This window comes from Tepidibacillus sp. HK-1 (assembly GCF_001748485.2).
Classification (GTDB): Bacteria; Bacillota; Bacilli; order Tepidibacillales; family Tepidibacillaceae; genus Tepidibacillus_B; species Tepidibacillus_B infernus.
This window is the reverse complement of sequence record NZ_BDGM02000007.1, coordinates 87,052-103,736: the sequence shown is the minus strand read 5'-3', so window position 1 is coordinate 103,736 and position 16,685 is coordinate 87,052. Positions and strand designations below refer to the sequence as shown.

General features: G+C 35.6%; 19 protein-coding genes. All 19 read right to left on the bottom strand.

What is annotated here, in order from left to right:
• Window positions 1-98: 98 nt before the first annotated feature.
• Window positions 99-1,829 carry a DNA repair protein RecN gene (recN, locus tag BEN26_RS05355; protein ID WP_069797572.1) on the bottom strand — a complete coding sequence of 577 codons (1,731 nt, stop codon included), beginning with the start codon at window positions 1,827-1,829 and terminating at the stop codon, window positions 99-101.
• Between the two features lie 36 nt (window positions 1,830-1,865).
• A complete protein-coding gene (gene ahrC / locus BEN26_RS05350; protein ID WP_068723634.1) occupies window positions 1,866-2,315 on the bottom strand; it encodes a transcriptional regulator AhrC/ArgR in 450 nt (149 codons plus the stop codon).
• 103 nt (window positions 2,316-2,418) lie between these two features.
• Window positions 2,419-3,234 carry a TlyA family RNA methyltransferase gene (locus tag BEN26_RS05345; RefSeq protein ID WP_399168017.1) on the bottom strand — a complete coding sequence of 272 codons (816 nt, stop codon included), beginning with the start codon at window positions 3,232-3,234 and terminating at the stop codon, window positions 2,419-2,421.
• Window positions 3,234-5,120 carry a 1-deoxy-D-xylulose-5-phosphate synthase gene (gene dxs / locus BEN26_RS05340; protein ID WP_069797576.1) on the bottom strand — a complete coding sequence of 629 codons (1,887 nt, stop codon included), beginning with the start codon at window positions 5,118-5,120 and terminating at the stop codon, window positions 3,234-3,236. Before dxs ends, BEN26_RS05345 begins: the two co-directional genes overlap by 1 nt.
• Entirely contained in the window at window positions 5,101-5,724 is a 624-nt protein-coding gene (locus BEN26_RS05335; RefSeq protein WP_068723628.1) for a hypothetical protein, read from the bottom strand. The genes dxs and BEN26_RS05335 overlap by 20 nt, the downstream gene beginning before the upstream one ends.
• A 691-nt stretch (window positions 5,725-6,415) precedes the next feature.
• Window positions 6,416-7,306: a polyprenyl synthetase family protein gene (locus BEN26_RS05330; RefSeq protein WP_069797578.1), complete on the bottom strand. Its 891-nt coding sequence runs from the start codon at window positions 7,304-7,306 to the stop codon at window positions 6,416-6,418.
• An 8-nt stretch (window positions 7,307-7,314) separates the two neighbouring features.
• Window positions 7,315-7,581, bottom strand: a complete 267-nt coding sequence (gene xseB, locus BEN26_RS05325) for an exodeoxyribonuclease VII small subunit (RefSeq protein ID WP_069797581.1) — start codon at window positions 7,579-7,581, stop codon at window positions 7,315-7,317.
• Window positions 7,571-8,932 carry an exodeoxyribonuclease VII large subunit gene (gene xseA, locus BEN26_RS05320; protein WP_069797713.1) on the bottom strand — a complete coding sequence of 454 codons (1,362 nt, stop codon included), beginning with the start codon at window positions 8,930-8,932 and terminating at the stop codon, window positions 7,571-7,573. The genes xseB and xseA overlap by 11 nt, the downstream gene beginning before the upstream one ends.
• A 13-nt stretch (window positions 8,933-8,945) precedes the next feature.
• Entirely contained in the window at window positions 8,946-9,803 is an 858-nt protein-coding gene (folD, locus tag BEN26_RS05315; protein WP_069797583.1) for a bifunctional methylenetetrahydrofolate dehydrogenase/methenyltetrahydrofolate cyclohydrolase FolD, read from the bottom strand.
• A gap of 87 nt (window positions 9,804-9,890) precedes the next feature.
• Window positions 9,891-10,850, bottom strand: a complete 960-nt coding sequence (locus BEN26_RS05310) for a Kae1-like domain-containing protein (protein WP_069797585.1) — start codon at window positions 10,848-10,850, stop codon at window positions 9,891-9,893.
• 8 nt (window positions 10,851-10,858) lie between these two features.
• Window positions 10,859-11,293, bottom strand: coding sequence for a transcription antitermination factor NusB (gene nusB / locus BEN26_RS05305; RefSeq protein ID WP_068723618.1), 435 nt, complete (start codon window positions 11,291-11,293; stop codon window positions 10,859-10,861).
• A 119-nt stretch (window positions 11,294-11,412) separates the two neighbouring features.
• On the bottom strand, window positions 11,413-11,628 hold the full coding sequence (locus tag BEN26_RS05300) for a DUF2273 domain-containing protein (RefSeq protein ID WP_069797587.1): 216 nt from the start codon (window positions 11,626-11,628) through the stop codon (window positions 11,413-11,415).
• 13 nt (window positions 11,629-11,641) lie between these two features.
• Complete coding sequence (gene amaP, locus BEN26_RS05295) at window positions 11,642-12,190, bottom strand: alkaline shock response membrane anchor protein AmaP (RefSeq protein WP_181482205.1); 549 nt, start codon at window positions 12,188-12,190, stop codon at window positions 11,642-11,644.
• A gap of 59 nt (window positions 12,191-12,249) precedes the next feature.
• The gene (locus BEN26_RS05290; RefSeq protein ID WP_069797590.1) at window positions 12,250-12,630 is read right to left on the bottom strand and encodes an Asp23/Gls24 family envelope stress response protein; all 381 of its coding nucleotides are present in this window, start codon (window positions 12,628-12,630) and stop codon (window positions 12,250-12,252) included.
• A 66-nt stretch (window positions 12,631-12,696) separates the two neighbouring features.
• Window positions 12,697-14,043: an acetyl-CoA carboxylase biotin carboxylase subunit gene (accC, locus tag BEN26_RS05285; RefSeq protein ID WP_069797592.1), complete on the bottom strand. Its 1,347-nt coding sequence runs from the start codon at window positions 14,041-14,043 to the stop codon at window positions 12,697-12,699.
• Between the two features lie 19 nt (window positions 14,044-14,062).
• A complete protein-coding gene (gene accB, locus BEN26_RS05280; protein WP_068723608.1) occupies window positions 14,063-14,575 on the bottom strand; it encodes an acetyl-CoA carboxylase biotin carboxyl carrier protein in 513 nt (170 codons plus the stop codon).
• A gap of 171 nt (window positions 14,576-14,746) precedes the next feature.
• A complete protein-coding gene (locus tag BEN26_RS05275; protein ID WP_069797595.1) occupies window positions 14,747-15,328 on the bottom strand; it encodes a SpoIIIAH-like family protein in 582 nt (193 codons plus the stop codon).
• Between the two features lie 11 nt (window positions 15,329-15,339).
• The gene (spoIIIAG, locus tag BEN26_RS05270) at window positions 15,340-15,975 is read right to left on the bottom strand and encodes a stage III sporulation protein AG (protein WP_068723603.1); all 636 of its coding nucleotides are present in this window, start codon (window positions 15,973-15,975) and stop codon (window positions 15,340-15,342) included.
• A gap of 16 nt (window positions 15,976-15,991) precedes the next feature.
• Window positions 15,992-16,681, bottom strand: a complete 690-nt coding sequence (gene spoIIIAF / locus BEN26_RS05265) for a stage III sporulation protein AF (protein ID WP_069797597.1) — start codon at window positions 16,679-16,681, stop codon at window positions 15,992-15,994.
• Window positions 16,682-16,685: the final 4 nt, after the last annotated feature.

Sequence of the window (16,685 nt, the reverse complement as noted above, 5' to 3'; positions counted from 1 at the left end):
GTGACGATCTCCTTCGAAGCGTATTCCGATTACTTTGTGGGGTCACAATTAATAATGAAAAAAAAGAAAGCCACCATAAAAGACAGCTTTCCCCTAGCTCAATTTATTTTTGTTTTTTTAAAGGATGAAGCTTTTTCAAGCATTTCTGTAGCATGTTTCTTTGTTAATTCTGTCATTTCTACACCACTAAGCATACGAGAAATTTCATCCACTTTTTGTTGATGGTTAAGAACTGTTACTTCTGTAGTAGTAGTCTGATCCTTTATATGTTTTCGAATCAAATAATGATGGTCTGCCATAGAAGCAACTTGTGGTAAATGGGTAATAACAAAAATTTGCTTATTCTTTGCAACTAACGCTAATTTTTCTGCAATCGCTTGTGCTGCACGACCACTTACACCAGCGTCAATTTCATCATAGATAATGGTTTCTACTTCATCATTATTTGCCAAAATGGTTTGAATCGCTAGCATGATTCTAGATAATTCCCCACCAGAGGCAATTTTTTGAATGGCTTTTAATGGTTCTCCTGGGTTAGGAGCAATAAGAAAATTAACTTTATCAATACCTAAATGGTTTATATGTAGCTTTTTTCCATTTATATCAATACCATCTGTATCTTCTTTATAATAAATGTCAATATTAAAAATTGCATTTTTCATTTCAAGATCACGCAATTCGTATTCAATTTTTTGACTTAGTTCTTTAGCTAATTTTTTCCTTTGATTAGATAACTCAGTAGCCTCAAGAATTAAATCATGTGTAATATCTTTTAATTTTTGTTGTATATGTTGAAGGTGTTGATCCCTATTTTCAATCACGTCGATTTCATCCTCAATAGAGGCGGCATATTCTAAGATAGCATCAACAGATTCACCGTATTTCCGTCTTAAATGGTGAATAACCGATAAACGTTCTTCAATTTGGTTAAGCTGGTTCGGTTCAAAATCCATCTGATATAACATTTGATTAAGTTGAGCACTTATATCATCAATTTGATAATAAGAGTTCATAAGCTGATTATAGTATTCTTTAATCTTTGTATCGTACTGAGTAATTTGATCAAGTATGCTAAGTGTATGTGATAATAAATCAATAACACCATTTTCTTTGGAAAGAATTTTATAAGAATGACCAATCCCCTTTACGATTTTTTCTGAATATCTAATTTGATCCCTTTTCTGAATGAGTTCTTGATCCTCTCCAGGTTGTAATTCAGCAGTAATAATTTCATTCAATTGGTATTTTAATAAATCGTAACGTTGAACTAATTCCTTTTCATTTTCAAGTAAGAGTTTTTCCTCTTTCCTTAGGGTATCATATTGATCAAATAAATGCCTAAATTCTTTTTTAGTCTTGTCTAGACTTAATTCACCGTATGCATCCAATAAAGCCAATTGTTTGTCCTGAAAAAATAAGCTCTGGTTTTGATGTTGAGAATGAAGTTGGATTAACCACTGCCCAACTTCTTTTAACATACCCAATGTCACTAACTGCCCATTGATTCGACATATACTTTTTCCATTTTGTAACAGTTCTCTTCTAATCAAAAGCATACCATCTTGAGGTAGTTCAATACCTAAAGAACTTAGAATCTGAAATACAGGATGTTGATCAGGTAAATCGAATAAAGCTTCTATTTCAGCTTTTTCAGCTTGATTACGAATAAAATCAACGGACCCTCTTCCCCCAATTATAAGTTGTATCGCATCGATAATGATTGATTTACCTGCACCTGTTTCCCCAGTTAAAATGTTGAGTCCATTTTTAAAATTAATTCTCAACTCTTTAATAATTGCAAATTGGCGAATCGCTAATTCTACTAACATTTCATTTCACCACTTTGTCTTAATCTGATATTGGCTTTATAACATTTCTAAGAATTTTTTTGAAATTTCCTTTGCATTTTCTTTAGTGCGACAAATAATTAGACAGGTATCATCTCCACAAATAGTTCCCATGATTTCATTCCATTGTAAATGGTCAATTAACGCTCCTAGTGCATTGGCATTACCAGGAAGCGTTTTCAATATGATCAGGTTTTCAGTGGAATCAATCCCAACAAAGCTGTCACTAAGAGTTCGCTTTAACTTATGTAATGGATTAAATCGTTGATCAGCAGGTAAGGAGTATTTATATCTCCCATCTTCTATAGGAACTTTTACTAAATGAAGTTCTTTTATGTCCCTAGAAATCGTTGCTTGGGTAACTTGAAACCCAGCATTTCTTAACTCATCAACTAATTCATCTTGGGTCTCTATATCCTTATTAGCTATTAGTTCACGGATTTTAAGATGTCTTTTTCCTTTCATGATTTCCCTCCAGGAAGAAACAATGTATTCTTATGAATAATTATACGTTAATTTTAAAATAAAGCAAACCATCAATTTTAAAAAAGAAACAACCCTTGAAGGGTTGTTATAACTCACGATGAGCGAGGTTCACTGTTTGAAAAATTAAATCCTCAAGATCTTCTATCGACTGTTCACTAGTTTGATAACGAAGGTATAAGAGGAATTCAATATTTCCTTCTCCACCTTTAATTGGCGAAAAGGTAACTCCTAGTATTTTGTAACCATGATCTATGGCAAAAGTTATCATTGTTTTAAGAACATCCAGATGAATTTTGGGGTCCTTAACAATTCCATTTTTCCCTACTAGATACTTACCAGCTTCAAATTGTGGTTTTACTAATGCCACAATTTCACCATTAGGTTGTAGAATAGAAGTTAAATGGGCTAAAATGGTTTTCAATGAAATAAATGAAACATCAATGGTTGCAAAGTTTGGTGGCAAGGAAACTAGATCCTCTTTTTTTAAGTAACGGAAGTTAGTCCTTTCCATTACATGTACCCTTTCATCTTGTCTCAAAGACCATGCCAATTGTCCATATCCTACATCCACAGCGTACACTTCTTTTGCACCATGTTGTAAAGAACAATCCGTAAATCCACCTGTTGAAGCACCAATATCAATCACAATTTTATTTGTCAGATTGATCTTAAAGGTTTCTATCGCTTTTAAAAGCTTAAGCCCTCCCCTAGAAACAAAAGGATGTATCTCCCCTTTAATGGTCACTTTAGCATCATTTGCTATCTTCATACCTGGTTTATCGATCACTTCTTCATTTACTTTGACTAGACCAGCCATAATCGCTCTTCTAGCCTGTTCTCTCGACTGAAAAAAACCTTTTTGAGTTACAAAAATATCAAGTCTTTCTTTATTTGCCATCATTATGCCCTTTGCTTTATTTGAGTTCCCAAGTTTTTTACTTGATTGACTAAATTTCCAACAGACAACCCTACAAGATTTCGAAGTTGTGCCATACTACCTTGTTCCACAAATTCATCCGGTATACCCATGATTGTTACTTCCATTTCGTTTTGAAGGTGTTTCGAATAAAATTCTAAAATTGCGCTACCGAAACCACCTTTTTCAACACCTTCTTCAATCGTGATGATTTTATATCGCTGTTCAGCTAATTGCATCAGTAAATCTTCATCTAATGGTTTTACAAATCGAGCATTAATAATCATTGGATAAATATCCAGTTCCATCAGTTGATCAGCAGCTTGTTCAGCAATATGTACCATAGATCCCACTGCAAGAATAGCAATATCTTGACCTGATCTAAGAATTTCGTATTTACCTATAGGTATTCTTTTAAAGGCATCTTCTAACGCTACCCCGACTCCATTCCCTCTTGGATAGCGAATAGCAACTGGTCCTTCACATTCTTCAATAGCCGTATAAAGCATATGTTGTAATTCATTTTCATCCTTTGGAGCCATAATTATCATGTTAGGCAAACTACGTAGATAAGCAATATCAAAAACGCCGTGATGTGTTTCACCATCAGCTCCAACAAATCCTGCACGATCAATCGCAAAGGTTACATGTAAATTTTGCCTTGCAACATCGTGAATCAATTGATCATATGCTCTCTGTAAAAAAGTTGAATAAATAGCCAAAACAGGACTCATTCCAGCAACCGCTAATCCAGCAGCCATTGTAGTAGCGTGTTGTTCAGCGATACCGACATCATAAAAACGATCTGGAAACGTTTCTTGGAACTTTTTCAATCCTGTACCACTTGGCATGGCAGCTGTAATCGCAACTACTTTGGTATTATTCTCTGCAATCTTTACAATTGAGCTTCCAAAAACCTCTGTATAGCTTGGTGGACCATCTTTTTTCATAACTTCTCCAGATTCAATTTTATATGGGCTAATCCCATGGAATTTATCAGAATCTAGTTCTGCAGGTTTATATCCCTTACCCTTTTTGGTGACAACATGAACGAGTACAGGCCCTTCCGTTTTGTTAGCTTGCTTAAAAGTTGTGATTAGCTCTTCTATATTATGCCCATCAATTGGCCCTAAATAAGTTAAACCTAATTCTTCAAACAAAACTCCGTTTAATACCAAATATTTTAAACTATCTTTAATCCGTTCAGCAGTTTTGGCCAGTTTACCACCGATTGCTGGGATTTTATTTAATAATGCCTCTAATTCATCTTTTGCTTTGACATAATGGACATTCGTTCGTAGCTTACCTAAATAATTATGGATAGCCCCTACGTTAGGCGCAATGGACATCTCGTTGTCATTTAATACGATCATAATATTTCTTTGCTCATGTCCAATATGATTTAAAGCCTCTAAAGCCATCCCACCAGTCATTGCTCCATCGCCAATCACAGCAATCACTCGATGGTTTTCTTTTTTTAAATCTCTAGCAATGGCTAATCCCATTGCTGCAGATAGAGATGTACTGCTGTGTCCGGTTTCCCAAACATCATGTTCACTTTCAGACCGTTTAGGGAAACCACTTAACCCCTTAAACTGTCGCAAACTATCAAACTGATCTGATCTCCCTGTCAAAATTTTATGAACATAAGCTTGGTGACCAACATCCCATAAAATCTTATCCTTTGGGCTATCATATAAATAGTGTAGAGCCAATGTTAATTCAACAACCCCTAAGTTTGGAGCAAGATGACCACCTGTTAAGGACAACTTTTCAATTAAAAAATTTCTGATTTCTTCTGCAAGAACTTGTAATTCCTTTACTGAAAGGGGTTTAATTTGCTTTGGATCTTTAATTTGATTTAACTCCATTTTTCCCCCTCACTTTCTTTTTACTCTTTTTATCTCCATTAAATATTTCTATGTTAAAATTTTTTTCGAGTAAATAAAAAAATTGACCTACTTTTAAAACGATTCTTATCGAGTTTTGAATGGCAAATGCTTTCCCCAATGCTTTACCACCCACGGTAAGTGCCGCCACAGTAGCAGTGAACAGCACAGAAAGCGCTTTAAACAACATAGACTGTTCCGTTTCGCCAAAGGTATATACTAACTGTAAAACCACCGCTGCACTAGCCGTACCACTTACAATTCCACTAATATCTCCAATTACATCATTGCAAAAATTAGAAAACTTATCCGCATTTCTTACAATCTTAATCGCTTGCTTAGCACCATGTAATTTTTCCGCAGCCATAGAATGATAAGGTTTTTCTTGTGCAGAGGCCGCAGCTAGCCCTAACATATCAAAAAAGACTCCTATGATCACAATAATCAAGACAACTACCATACCTATTCCCCAACCAACACCCGCTAATACAATAGTAGAAACAATTGTAAATGTTGCGGAAAGTAGTAAGGTAACCAAACTAATCAATAGACTCCATTTTATAGAGTCCTTAAAGGAAAATTTCATTTATGTAAATCTCCTAATATTAATCTTTTAAGCCAATATTGGAGTGGTAACTCTTTGAGTAAACACTGTGGCTTAGGTCCAGTAGGTTTTCCCAAGAGAGACACCTTTTCGTCGCCAAAAAGGCGGTTTCCCTTTACGCTCTCCTCAATGTTGTCACCAAACATTGGACTAGATTACCACTTAGTCCACACTACAATCCTCAAAGAGCCTCATTATGAGCAGTCTAGGAGTTTTCCTCAACAACCTTTAACCTATCCCTAGCCTCTTTTGCAATATAGATTTCATATAGAACGAATAAATCATCTTGGCCGAAGATGATTTATTGTTAGCCTATAATCCCACACTATATCACTCAAGGCAGGCTACGCTGCATACAAGTGAAACCTCGCATTGCAGGTTCATACCCCAAGCCATAATAATTTGGTAGGAACCTCCTTACTACGAACTTGGGCCTCCGCGGAAGAAGGGTCTACGCCCACATGCCATTGTGGATCGCCCTTCAACCTTAACTCCCAGCATCGACCCCCGACTGGGCGTCAGAAGCCAACACCAAGAACTTCATCGATGTGCCCTTTGACGGATTTTTAGGCCCGTCTTCAAGATAGGTAGGTTGACTAGAAATACTGCACCACTCCAATAAACAGCAATAATTATACCATAAATCTATTAAATTAACAAAAGCCATTTCATCTTAATTTTCCCGGTATATGAGGAAATTAGCAATTTCATATAAATGATTGGTCTCAATACCAATATCCTGAATCGATTTTTTTGCTGATGTAATTAGTTCGTCTACTTCTTTTTTCGATTGTTCGATCCCTTTAAAGTATGGATAAGTAACTTTTTGATTGATTTGGTCACTTCCAACTTTTTTCCCTAATTTATTCGAATCCCCAATGATATCAAGAATATCATCTTGGATTTGAAAAGCTAATCCTATTTTCCGCGCAAATTCTGTTAGTTTTTGTAATTGAAATTCTGATGCACCAGCTGCTAAGGCTCCCAAGCGAACAGAGAAAACCAATAAATCACCTGTTTTATGTGTATGTATTTGAAGTAAATTTTCTAATGTGGTGGTACCTTGCTCACCTAGCATGTCTAGGACTTGGCCACCAACCACTCCACTTGCACCAGTGTAGTTAGCAAACTCTTCAATTATTTGTAAAGCCGTTTCAATAGATACAGACATTTTTTTTAGAAATTTAGCCATATTACCAAAGGCATGAGTTAGTAACGCATCACCAGCTAAAACGGCTATTGCTTCGCCATACACTTTATGATTCGTTGGTTTTCCTCTTCGAAAATCGTCATTATCCATGCAAGGCAAATCATCATGAATTAACGAATAGGTATGAAGATATTCAAGATTAATTGCTAGGGGTAGAATGTCATTACCATTTTTATTAAAAGCTTCGTAAGTTGCGATTGCTAAAACAGGTCGAATCCGTTTTCCTCCAGCGGTTAAAGAGTATTCCATAGCTTCTTTTAAAATGGAAGGCACCCCATCTGATGGTAAAAATTTAGTAATTGCTTGGTTAATCAGATAGGCTTTTTCAGTGATGTAATTACTAATGACTGTCATCTTGGTATTTATTCCACTCCCTCATCATATTCAAATGGTTTTTTAAGCCATTCGCCATCTTTTTCTAACAAAACTTCAACTTTATGCTCGATATTTTCTAATTTTGAATGACAACGTTTTGCTAATTTCATTCCCTCTTGGAATAGATCGATTGCTTTTTCTAGAGGTACATTCCCAGACTCCAGCTTCTCCACGATGATTTCCAACCGTTCTAATGATTGTTCAAAAGAAAGTTCATTGATTTGATCATCAGTTAATAACTCTTCATTTTTCATTTTTTTCTTCCTCCAAACTCCACACCTGACAGTGTAACTGTCCATCTTGCAAGCGAAGTCGAATAATATCACCTAAGTTCACTTGTTGGATAGATTTTAATAATTGGGTGCCTTCCTCATTATATGCGATTGAAAATCCTCTTTGCATTACTTTTAAAGGGCTTAAAGCATCTAATTGTCCCATTTTTACTGCTAATTTTTTTTCGGATTGATCTTTAATCACTTTAAGTTCGCGAATGAGCTGTCTTTTTAAAAAGTTTAGTTTTTCTCTTTCCCTTTTCAGTTTTTGATCAGGTTTTTCTAATAATAACTGCTGATAAACATTTTGAACCTTTTCCTTGTGAATCGACACATAACGTTGTAGGGAGTGGTTTAACCTTTCTTCCAATCGATCCAATTGTTGTATCTGGTTAGACCACAGTTGTTCAGGGCGCCGAAAAATAATAGAGCGTAGAACATTGGATAACAAGTTTTTTGAATGTTCTACATTTTGTAATAATCGTTTTTCTAATCTCTTTACTAAATAAGCTAAGCTTACCTTTAATTCGTCAATATGAGGTACAGCAATTTCAGCTGCTGCAGTTGGTGTTGCTGCTCTGATATCTGCGACAAAGTCAGCAATGGTGAAATCTGTTTCATGCCCTACTGCACTAATCACCGGTATCTTTGATTGATAAATACTCCTAGCAACAATCTCTTCATTAAAAGCCCACAATTCTTCTATCGATCCCCCACCACGCCCTACAATTAGGATATCGATCCCAGCGTATTGATTCAACTTCTGTATGGCCTCTGCGATTGATTCAGCAGCTCCTTGTCCTTGTACCAAGACAGGAAAAAGCAAGATGTTTACCAGAGGATATCTCCTCTTCATGGTTATAATCATATCCCGAATTGCTGCGCCAGTCGGAGATGTAATAATCCCGATTGTTTGTGGGTAGGGGGGTAATAATTTTTTATTTAGCGGATCAAATAATCCTTCTTTTTCTAATTTTTCTTTTAATTGTTCATAAGCCAAATAAAGTTTACCAATCCCATCTGGTTGCATTTCCTGAATATAGAATTGATATTGACCATCTCGTTCAAAAATAGAGATATACCCTCTTGCCATCACTTTCATTCCGTTTTTCGGAATAAATTTAAGAAAACGGTTATTTCCAGCAAACATAATACAACGCAATCGGCTTTCTTCATCCTTTAACGTAAAATACATATGCCCGCTAGAATGGTGGGTATAGTTAGAGATTTCTCCTTGCAACCATACTTTTGAAAGGATTGGGTCATGATCCAATAAAGTCTTAAGATATAAGGTTAATTCTTTAATACTATATACTTTATTTTGATCAATTATCAAAAAAATCCTCCTACTTCAGTTTGTTTATTTTTTTTGCAGCTTCAATCGTATTTTTTAATAACATGGTGATGGTCATTGGCCCTACTCCACCTGGTACTGGCGTGATATAACTAGCGACGTTAGAGACTCCTTCAAAATCAACATCTCCAACCAATTTCCCAGTTTCTAAACGATTAACCCCAACATCAATCACGAGTGTTCCTGGTGATACAAAATCTTTTGTGATAATTTGAGGCTTTCCGATTGCTACCACCAGAATATCTGCTTGTCTCGTAATTTCCTTAAGATTTTGTGTTCTAGAATGGGCAATGGTGACAGTGGCATGTTCTTTTAATAAAAGAATTGAAACGGGTTTACCTACAATATTACTTCTGCCAATCACAACTGCATGCTTTCCTTTGATTTCAGTGCCCGTACGTTTAATTAACTCAATGATCCCATGTGGTGTACAAGGTAGATAAGCATCTTCACCAATCATCATTTTCCCAACATTGATTGGATGAAAACCATCTACATCCTTTTTAGGGTCAATCGCATTAATGATCGCGTCTTCTTCAATATGTTTCGGTAGAGGTAACTGAACTAATATACCATGAACATTTGAATCTAGATTTAATCTTTCTATTTCTGCCAAAAGGGTCTCTTGAGAAATTGTTTCTTCCATGTAAATCACTTCAGATTTAATTCCAACTTCTTCACACCCCTTTGCCTTCCCCTTGACATAGGAGTGGGAAGCAGGATCATTTCCTACTAAAATAACCGATAATCCAGGAGTAATTCCTTGCTCTTTTAACGTTTCAACTTCTAATTTTAATTCTTCTCTTATACTTTTTGCTACCTCTTTACCACTAATGATTTGCGCGGACATAAATAGACCTCCTAAAAATTATTTCATCATTATCATCTAGTGTAAATGGATAGGAAAGATTTTGTAAAGGGAAAACATAATAATATTCTAAACATTCCATTGATTAAGTCCGATGTTTGCTACTCCAAAAGCATTGTCCCCAGAGTATTCCTTTTTTGCAAAAAACAGAGCTGCTCCAACACTTCTATGTTCTAAACGTTTGATTAAATATTCTCGAATATATTGGTTTTGAGCAACCCCACCAACAATTAAAATTTCTTTTGGATAGCCTTGTTCAATAGCTTTTCTTAATACCTTACTTATCGTTGTTGCAATATTGTGCTCTATTGCCCTAGCTACTTCTTCTTTAGGCTCACCATTCTTAATTCTTTTCATTGCTTCATTCTCTGCACCTGAAAAATGAAAAGAAAGCTCTTTGATTGAAGAAGGAATTCTTTTGAACTCAGTGTGACTTGACAAGGCGAGTTCCTCGACAAAACGTCCAGCTGGAAATGAAAATCCGAGTAGCACACCAATACGATCAATGAGTTGACCAGCATGAAGATCAAGGGTTCCCCCAAGCTTTATGATTTGAAAACCTGAATCCATCTGATCTACAAATAAAATCTCGCTTGTTCCACCAGATAAATGAACTGTAAGAAAATGCTTATTTTTTGGTCGTTTTTCTGCACTATATAACCCTGCAGCGATATGGCCTTCTTGATGCGTTGTAAAATAGATTGGAACATGAAACGTTGCTGACATACTTTCAGCAACACTTAACCCTGCTAAAAATACGGGCATATAAGAATCTTTATCAGGCCTAGGTGCACGACTAACTGCAATTCCACTTAGTTCAAACTCCTCTGTGCCATGCCAATTTTTAAATAGTTCAGGTAAATTCCTGACATGTTGAAATAAGGCTTCCGACTGTTGAAGTCCTCTTTTCCCATGTCCAACCTGAAGGAGCTTTTTTGCTTCATAGAGTACTTCCCTATTTTTATCAATAAAACAGATTGATGTCATATAATTGCTGGTATCTATTCCCAAAAAACTTTTTTTCCTCATTTTAACTCCTATTCTGTAACCGTCTGTCCCTTTGAATCCCACTGTGGGTTAGCTTTAACCATTGAACCTAATACACCATTTATAAATTTTGGAGATTGATCTGAACCAAATCTTTTCGCTAATTCTACTGCTTCATTAAGGGTTACCTTAACAGGTACATCTTCAATATTCATCAGTTCAAATGTTGACATCCTTAAAATCGCTCTGTCAACCTTTGCAAGTCGATCTAGTTGCCATCCTTTTAAAAATTGACTAATTTCCTCATCAATTTCCTTAAGATGATGATACGATCCATTTACTCGATTTTTGATAAATGAGAGATCTTCCTCGCTAAAATTTTCGTCTTCTGTTACTGAATCTATGGCATTCTCTATTTCAATATCAGCTAGATCCATTTGAAATAAAATTTGTAATACTTTTTCTCTTAAGACACTACGTTTCACAGTCATTTCTCCTTCTTAAAAATTTCCTCTTTTATCTTATCATACCAAAAAAGAAAAACCACCATACTAGGTGGCTTAATACGTGTAAAAGAATGATAGTTTCTACTTAGTTGACTATCTTATTTTAAGAATTTTTCTGGAAGGATTTCCGCTAAGACATCATGCAAGTCTTCTCTAGCATCTATTTTTTTCCCGATGTACAACCCCATACCAACAAAGCCTAGAAAAATAATTGTTTTCCAAAACCCAACGAATAAAAAGATAAATCCAACAAATAAACCACTAATCAGCCCAACTATAGTACCTGGATGGTCTTCCCAAAGTTTTAAGAACATTCTATTAGCCCCCCTATTCTACACGAGGCTTTCTCACAGTATTTTGGCTAATATTGGAGATCATTACATGCACTTGTCCAACTATAATACCAGAAATATGTTCTATATTTTCTTTAACCTGTTGTTGAATTTCTTCTGTAATTAAAGGCATAGGCGTTTCTCCATCAACAAATACTTTCACTAGAATCGTAATCGTCCCGTTTTCTTCCGGTTTTACCCTTGCTTTTAATTCTCTTACACCTTTGACTTTAGAAGAAACTCTAGTTACAAGAGTTTCTAATGATTCCATTGAAATTTGAACCTCTCCAATTTCTGAACGTTTACGAAATGTGGAGATTCCCTTTTTAGATTGTAAACTTCTAGCCAAGAAATAAATGCTAAAAAACAAAGTAACTATGCTTATCCCTAATAAAACAAATGAATAATCAAAATAGATCTTTTCAATAAGTTCAATAAGCAAGTTATATTGTAGAAATCCCACTCCTACCAGTAGTGCAACCAACGATACAATTAAGAAAGTAATACTGTAAAGGAATAGGAAAAAACGATCGAAACTTTTCATTTGACGTCCTCCCAACCTATGAACCCCCCTGTTTGTGCACAGGGGGACTATTCCATTCATTATTCATCCTTTTCTTCAATTTGAATGGCATCAATATGTACATTCACTTCAACTACGGTTAATTCAGTCATACTCTCAATCGCATTTTTTACACTTTGCTGAATCTCCTCAGCCACTTTAGGAATAGGATATCCGTATTTTATAATCACGGAGACATCAACAGCTGTTTCTTTTTGCCCAACTTCTACTTTTATACCTTTTGTGGTATTTTTATTACGACCCAAGAATTCTACAATTCCTTCTGTAAATCCACCACTTAAACCTGCAACACCTTCTACTTCAATCGTACTTAATTTGGTAATGACCTCAATAACTTGCGGAGAGATCTGAATCGTTCCGATTTCAGTTACTGCATAATCCTTGATCTCATTTTCTATCATGATTTTACCTCCCAATGTCCTTTGGGTTTATTATACCAATGGGAGGTAAAAAAAGACAAGTTTACATTATGTTTTATGAATGGGGTGCTTTTCTAAAAATTTGGTATCAAAATCACCCTTTATAAATAACTCATGATTTAAGAGTTTTAAGTGAAAAGGAATCGTCGTTTTAACCCCTTCGACTGTAAATTCATCTAAAGCACGCTTCATTCTTGAGATCGCCTCATCACGATCTCTTCCCCAAACGATCAATTTTGCAATCATAGAATCGTAAAAAGGAGATATTGTATAACCTGGATAAGCGGCACTGTCCAATCGGACTCCAAGCCCTCCTGGTGGTAAATAAAAGTTGATTTTCCCAGGCGATGGCATAAAATTTTTAAAAGGATCTTCTGCATTGATTCTGCATTCTATCGCCCATCCATTAAATTGGATATCTTCTTGATTAAACGATAAGGGCTCCCCTGCTGCTACACGAATTTGTTCTTTTATCAGATCCACTCCTGTAACAAGTTCAGTCACAGGATGTTCAACCTGAATTCTTGTATTCATCTCCATAAAATAAAATTGGTCTTTATCTAATAAAAACTCAATGGTACCGGCTCCATGGTAATTGACTGCTTTTGCTGCACGAACAGCAGCTTCCCCCATTTTTTCCCTTAGTTCTTTTGTTAAGGCAGGTGAAGGTGCTTCTTCTATCAACTTTTGGTGTCGTCTTTGAATAGAGCAATCTCTTTCGCCTAAATGTACCACATTTCCATACTTGTCTCCAATAATTTGTATTTCTATATGTCTAGGTTCTTCTAAGTATTTTTCAAGGTAAACCCCTGAATTACCAAATGCTGATTTTGCTTCTTGTTGTGCCATACGAATGGATTTTCGCAACTCTTCATCATTATAGGCGACCCTCATTCCTTTACCACCACCACCAGCTGTCGCCTTAATAATCACTGGATAACCAATTTCCTTTGCTAACTGAATGGCTTCTTCTACATCCTCAATCAAACCATCAGATCCTGGTACAACAGGTACACCTGCTTTTTTCATTGTGTCCTTTGCAACAGCTTTTTCTCCCATCTTCTGTATCGCATCAGGTGTTGGTCCAATAAATTCAATTTGAAAAGAGGAGCATACTTCAGCAAAATCGGCATTTTCGGCTAAAAAACCATACCCAGGATGGATTGCATCTGCCTCAGTTAGTTTAGCAACGCTTATAATATTTGCGAAGTTTAAATATGAATCCCTTGAAGCAGTTGGCCCTATGCAATAGGCTTCATCGGCCATTTTTACGTGTAAAGAATCACGGTCTGCTTCTGAATAAACTGCTACCGTAAAAATACCCATTTCACGACATGCTCTAATGATTCTTACTGCAATTTCGCCACGATTTGCGATCAATACTTTATGAAACATGATAATCTCCTTCCCACCTCTACTCAACCTTTACTAAAAACAATGGTTGGCCATACTCAACCAATTGCCCATTCTCTACAAGAACCTCAACAATCTCTCCTTTTACTTCTGCTTCAATTTCATTCATTAATTTCATTGCTTCAACAATACAAACAATGGTCTTTTCATTTACTTTATCCCCAACTTTTACATATGGGTCTGCATCTGGAGCAGGTGCTTTATAAAAGGTTCCCACCATTGGCGAATTAATCTTATGAAGATTTTTATCCTCTACTTTTGCTGGGACAGTTTCAACTACCGATGCATTCGCCTTCGTTTCAGGTTCTACTTTTTCTTTTACCACTTGTGGTGTCGGAGTAGGTTGTTGAAGAGCAACTGGTGCCTGAACTTGTGGTTGTGCGGTGATAAATACCGGCTCCTCACCTCTTTTTTTCATCGACAATTTTGATCCTTCAACCTCGAGTTCAAATTCTTGGATACTTGATTGATCAATCAGTTTGATTAGTTCTCTTAATTCATGAATTTTAAACATTTTGTTAACCTCCGTTTCCTTTAATCATAATCGACATTATACCATAGGTTTATTCCAGTGGTAAGCCACTAGTTGTTTTTATTCTACATTAGATTATTATACAAACAAACCCGATCTCCTGCTGACCGGGCGTATTTTTAAAAATTTTACGAATATTTTTATTATTTATTCCTATTTATTGAATGCGACTGGCTTAATATGAACGTTCACTGCTGGAATATTAAGTCGATCACTAACCAACTTTATAATCTTTACAGCGTCTTCCTTTTTCATCGAATTGGTCTGTATCATGATATCAACGCCATTTTCTTTTGTTAAAACAACTGCATCATCATATCCTTCAGCAATGATTAGATTTTCCAATACCAACTCAGACTCTTCGATCGATTGAAGGTAATCGATTTTATCTTGAATATTGGCGATTGCTTCTTCAGATAAATCTGATTTCATCATCATGTAATAATCATCTAATTGTTTGGTTCTCATCGTATTACGATCCATTTTTAAACTAACAAAGTAATCACTCTCATTTGAGCCGATTTCGTCAGTTAAATCTGTAGCTTTACTAACCTCCTCTGTATTTACATCTATTGTTGTTTTCTCAGGTGATGTTATTTCTTTAGTAGTTGCCATTTGTGTGGGAGTAATTGGATCTGTCACTAAATAGTAAGCAGATAGGACCACCATTACGGTTAACATTGTCAATACCCACACAGTTTGTTTAGATTTTTCAACTGTTTTTTTCATTTTCATTTTCATTCCTCCTAACCTTTCCTCGGTAGAATAGCAATTTTATATGGCGGGACATCCAAAAGACGTTGGACTGCTTCAGCAATCATCGCTTTAACTTGTACTTTCTCAGCCCCCTTCGCTATGACAACAACCCCCCTTACTTTTGGTTTTAGGGTTTTAAGAACGACTGGTTGTTCTTGGTTATCTGTTTGATAAAGTACGACTTGTTCATCTTTTTTTATATCTGTAATATCACGAGTTCCACCTTGTTTATCTCTTTCTTTTGTTTGCTGTTCTGTATAATTCCTGTTTTTTTCAATCACAATCTCTTCAGTTGAATCAAGATTTACCTTAACTGTTACCTCTTCAACACCAATCATATCTGTAAGTATATCTGTTAATTGATTTTCGAAAATTTTTTCATAGTCTTGCATGGTTTTCGGAGATGGGGTCTTATCAATCACTCCAGCTGTTTCTTGTACAGTTAATGGTGGTGCATCATAGGGCTTCACTTGTTCAGTAATCCCAAAAATTGGGGATAAAAGCATAATCGCCATGCCAAGTAAGATCAAAAGGACGAGCCCAAACAACTTATTCGTACGCTTTTTTTCTCCAGATTCACCTCCAAGCCATTTCAGTAACCAATGTTGCTGCTTTTCTTTGTCCATTGCTTTCCCCCTCACTCTAATCAGAATTAAAGTTAATCAAAATTTGTTCCTTTTGTAAGCCCCATTCTTTTTGAATAAATGCTATAATCTCATTTACTTGCTTATTTTCTATCGAATGTATACTTTTTTCAGATTCTAATAATCCAGACTGCGTAAGATTCTTAGATGGTTCTATCTCAATCGATACAGCCTTTACATTTTCAATTTCATTGGGTGCATCGTTTTGATTACTTTTGTTGTTTTGTTCACTTTTTCCTTGCCCTTCAACTATGCTAAGTCGAACTTGTTGGATCGTCCATACTTCATTAACAATCGATGCTTCAAGATTGACATCAAAGACCGTGATATTAAAACGTTTTTCTAGCTGTTCTTTTAAATACTCCTTCATAATTTTCTCTACATTATCAACTAAGTTTTTTTGGTAGGTATCTGGTATTTGATTGCTTTGATTAAATCCCTCCATCGTAATAACGCTATCTTCCTTTGAATAAGCCTTTTGATCCAGTTGTTGAAATAGCGTTGTGACTGAAAATTGGTTAGAGAAAAGATCTAATAAAGGTGAAAGAATTGTTAACATAATCAACAACCCCAAAACCATCTTAGAATACTTTTGCAAATCGGAATTTGGTAGTAAAAGATCGACAAAGGTTGCTAACAATACGATTAAGATAATATTTTGTAACCAAGAGCTTATCCACTCAATCATATGC

Excerpts from the sequence above, each read along its gene's own strand:
- accC (WP_069797592.1), bottom strand. The coding sequence starts at position 14,043 with ATGTTTCATAAAGTATTGATCGCAAATCGTGGCGAAATTGCAGTAAGA.
- BEN26_RS05310 (WP_069797585.1), bottom strand. The coding sequence starts at position 10,850 with ATGAGGAAAAAAAGTTTTTTGGGAATAGATACCAGCAATTATATGACA.
- dxs (WP_069797576.1), bottom strand. The coding sequence starts at position 5,120 with ATGGAGTTAAATCAAATTAAAGATCCAAAGCAAATTAAACCCCTTTCA.
- xseB (WP_069797581.1), bottom strand. The coding sequence starts at position 7,581 with ATGAAAAATGAAGAGTTATTAACTGATGATCAAATCAATGAACTTTCT.
- spoIIIAF (WP_069797597.1), bottom strand. The coding sequence starts at position 16,681 with ATGATTGAGTGGATAAGCTCTTGGTTACAAAATATTATCTTAATCGTA.
- spoIIIAG (WP_068723603.1), bottom strand. The coding sequence starts at position 15,975 with ATGGACAAAGAAAAGCAGCAACATTGGTTACTGAAATGGCTTGGAGGT.
- BEN26_RS05335 (WP_068723628.1), bottom strand. The coding sequence starts at position 5,724 with ATGAAATTTTCCTTTAAGGACTCTATAAAATGGAGTCTATTGATTAGT.
- BEN26_RS05290 (WP_069797590.1), bottom strand. The coding sequence starts at position 12,630 with ATGATAGAAAATGAGATCAAGGATTATGCAGTAACTGAAATCGGAACG.
- BEN26_RS05330 (WP_069797578.1), bottom strand. The coding sequence starts at position 7,306 with ATGACAGTCATTAGTAATTACATCACTGAAAAAGCCTATCTGATTAAC.
- recN (WP_069797572.1), bottom strand. The coding sequence starts at position 1,829 with ATGTTAGTAGAATTAGCGATTCGCCAATTTGCAATTATTAAAGAGTTG.
- BEN26_RS05275 (WP_069797595.1), bottom strand. The coding sequence starts at position 15,328 with ATGAAAATGAAAAAAACAGTTGAAAAATCTAAACAAACTGTGTGGGTA.
- BEN26_RS05300 (WP_069797587.1), bottom strand. The coding sequence starts at position 11,628 with ATGTTCTTAAAACTTTGGGAAGACCATCCAGGTACTATAGTTGGGCTG.
- amaP (WP_181482205.1), bottom strand. The coding sequence starts at position 12,190 with ATGAAAAGTTTCGATCGTTTTTTCCTATTCCTTTACAGTATTACTTTC.
- accB (WP_068723608.1), bottom strand. The coding sequence starts at position 14,575 with ATGTTTAAAATTCATGAATTAAGAGAACTAATCAAACTGATTGATCAA.
- BEN26_RS05345 (WP_399168017.1), bottom strand. The coding sequence starts at position 3,234 with ATGATGGCAAATAAAGAAAGACTTGATATTTTTGTAACTCAAAAAGGT.
- folD (WP_069797583.1), bottom strand. The coding sequence starts at position 9,803 with ATGTCCGCGCAAATCATTAGTGGTAAAGAGGTAGCAAAAAGTATAAGA.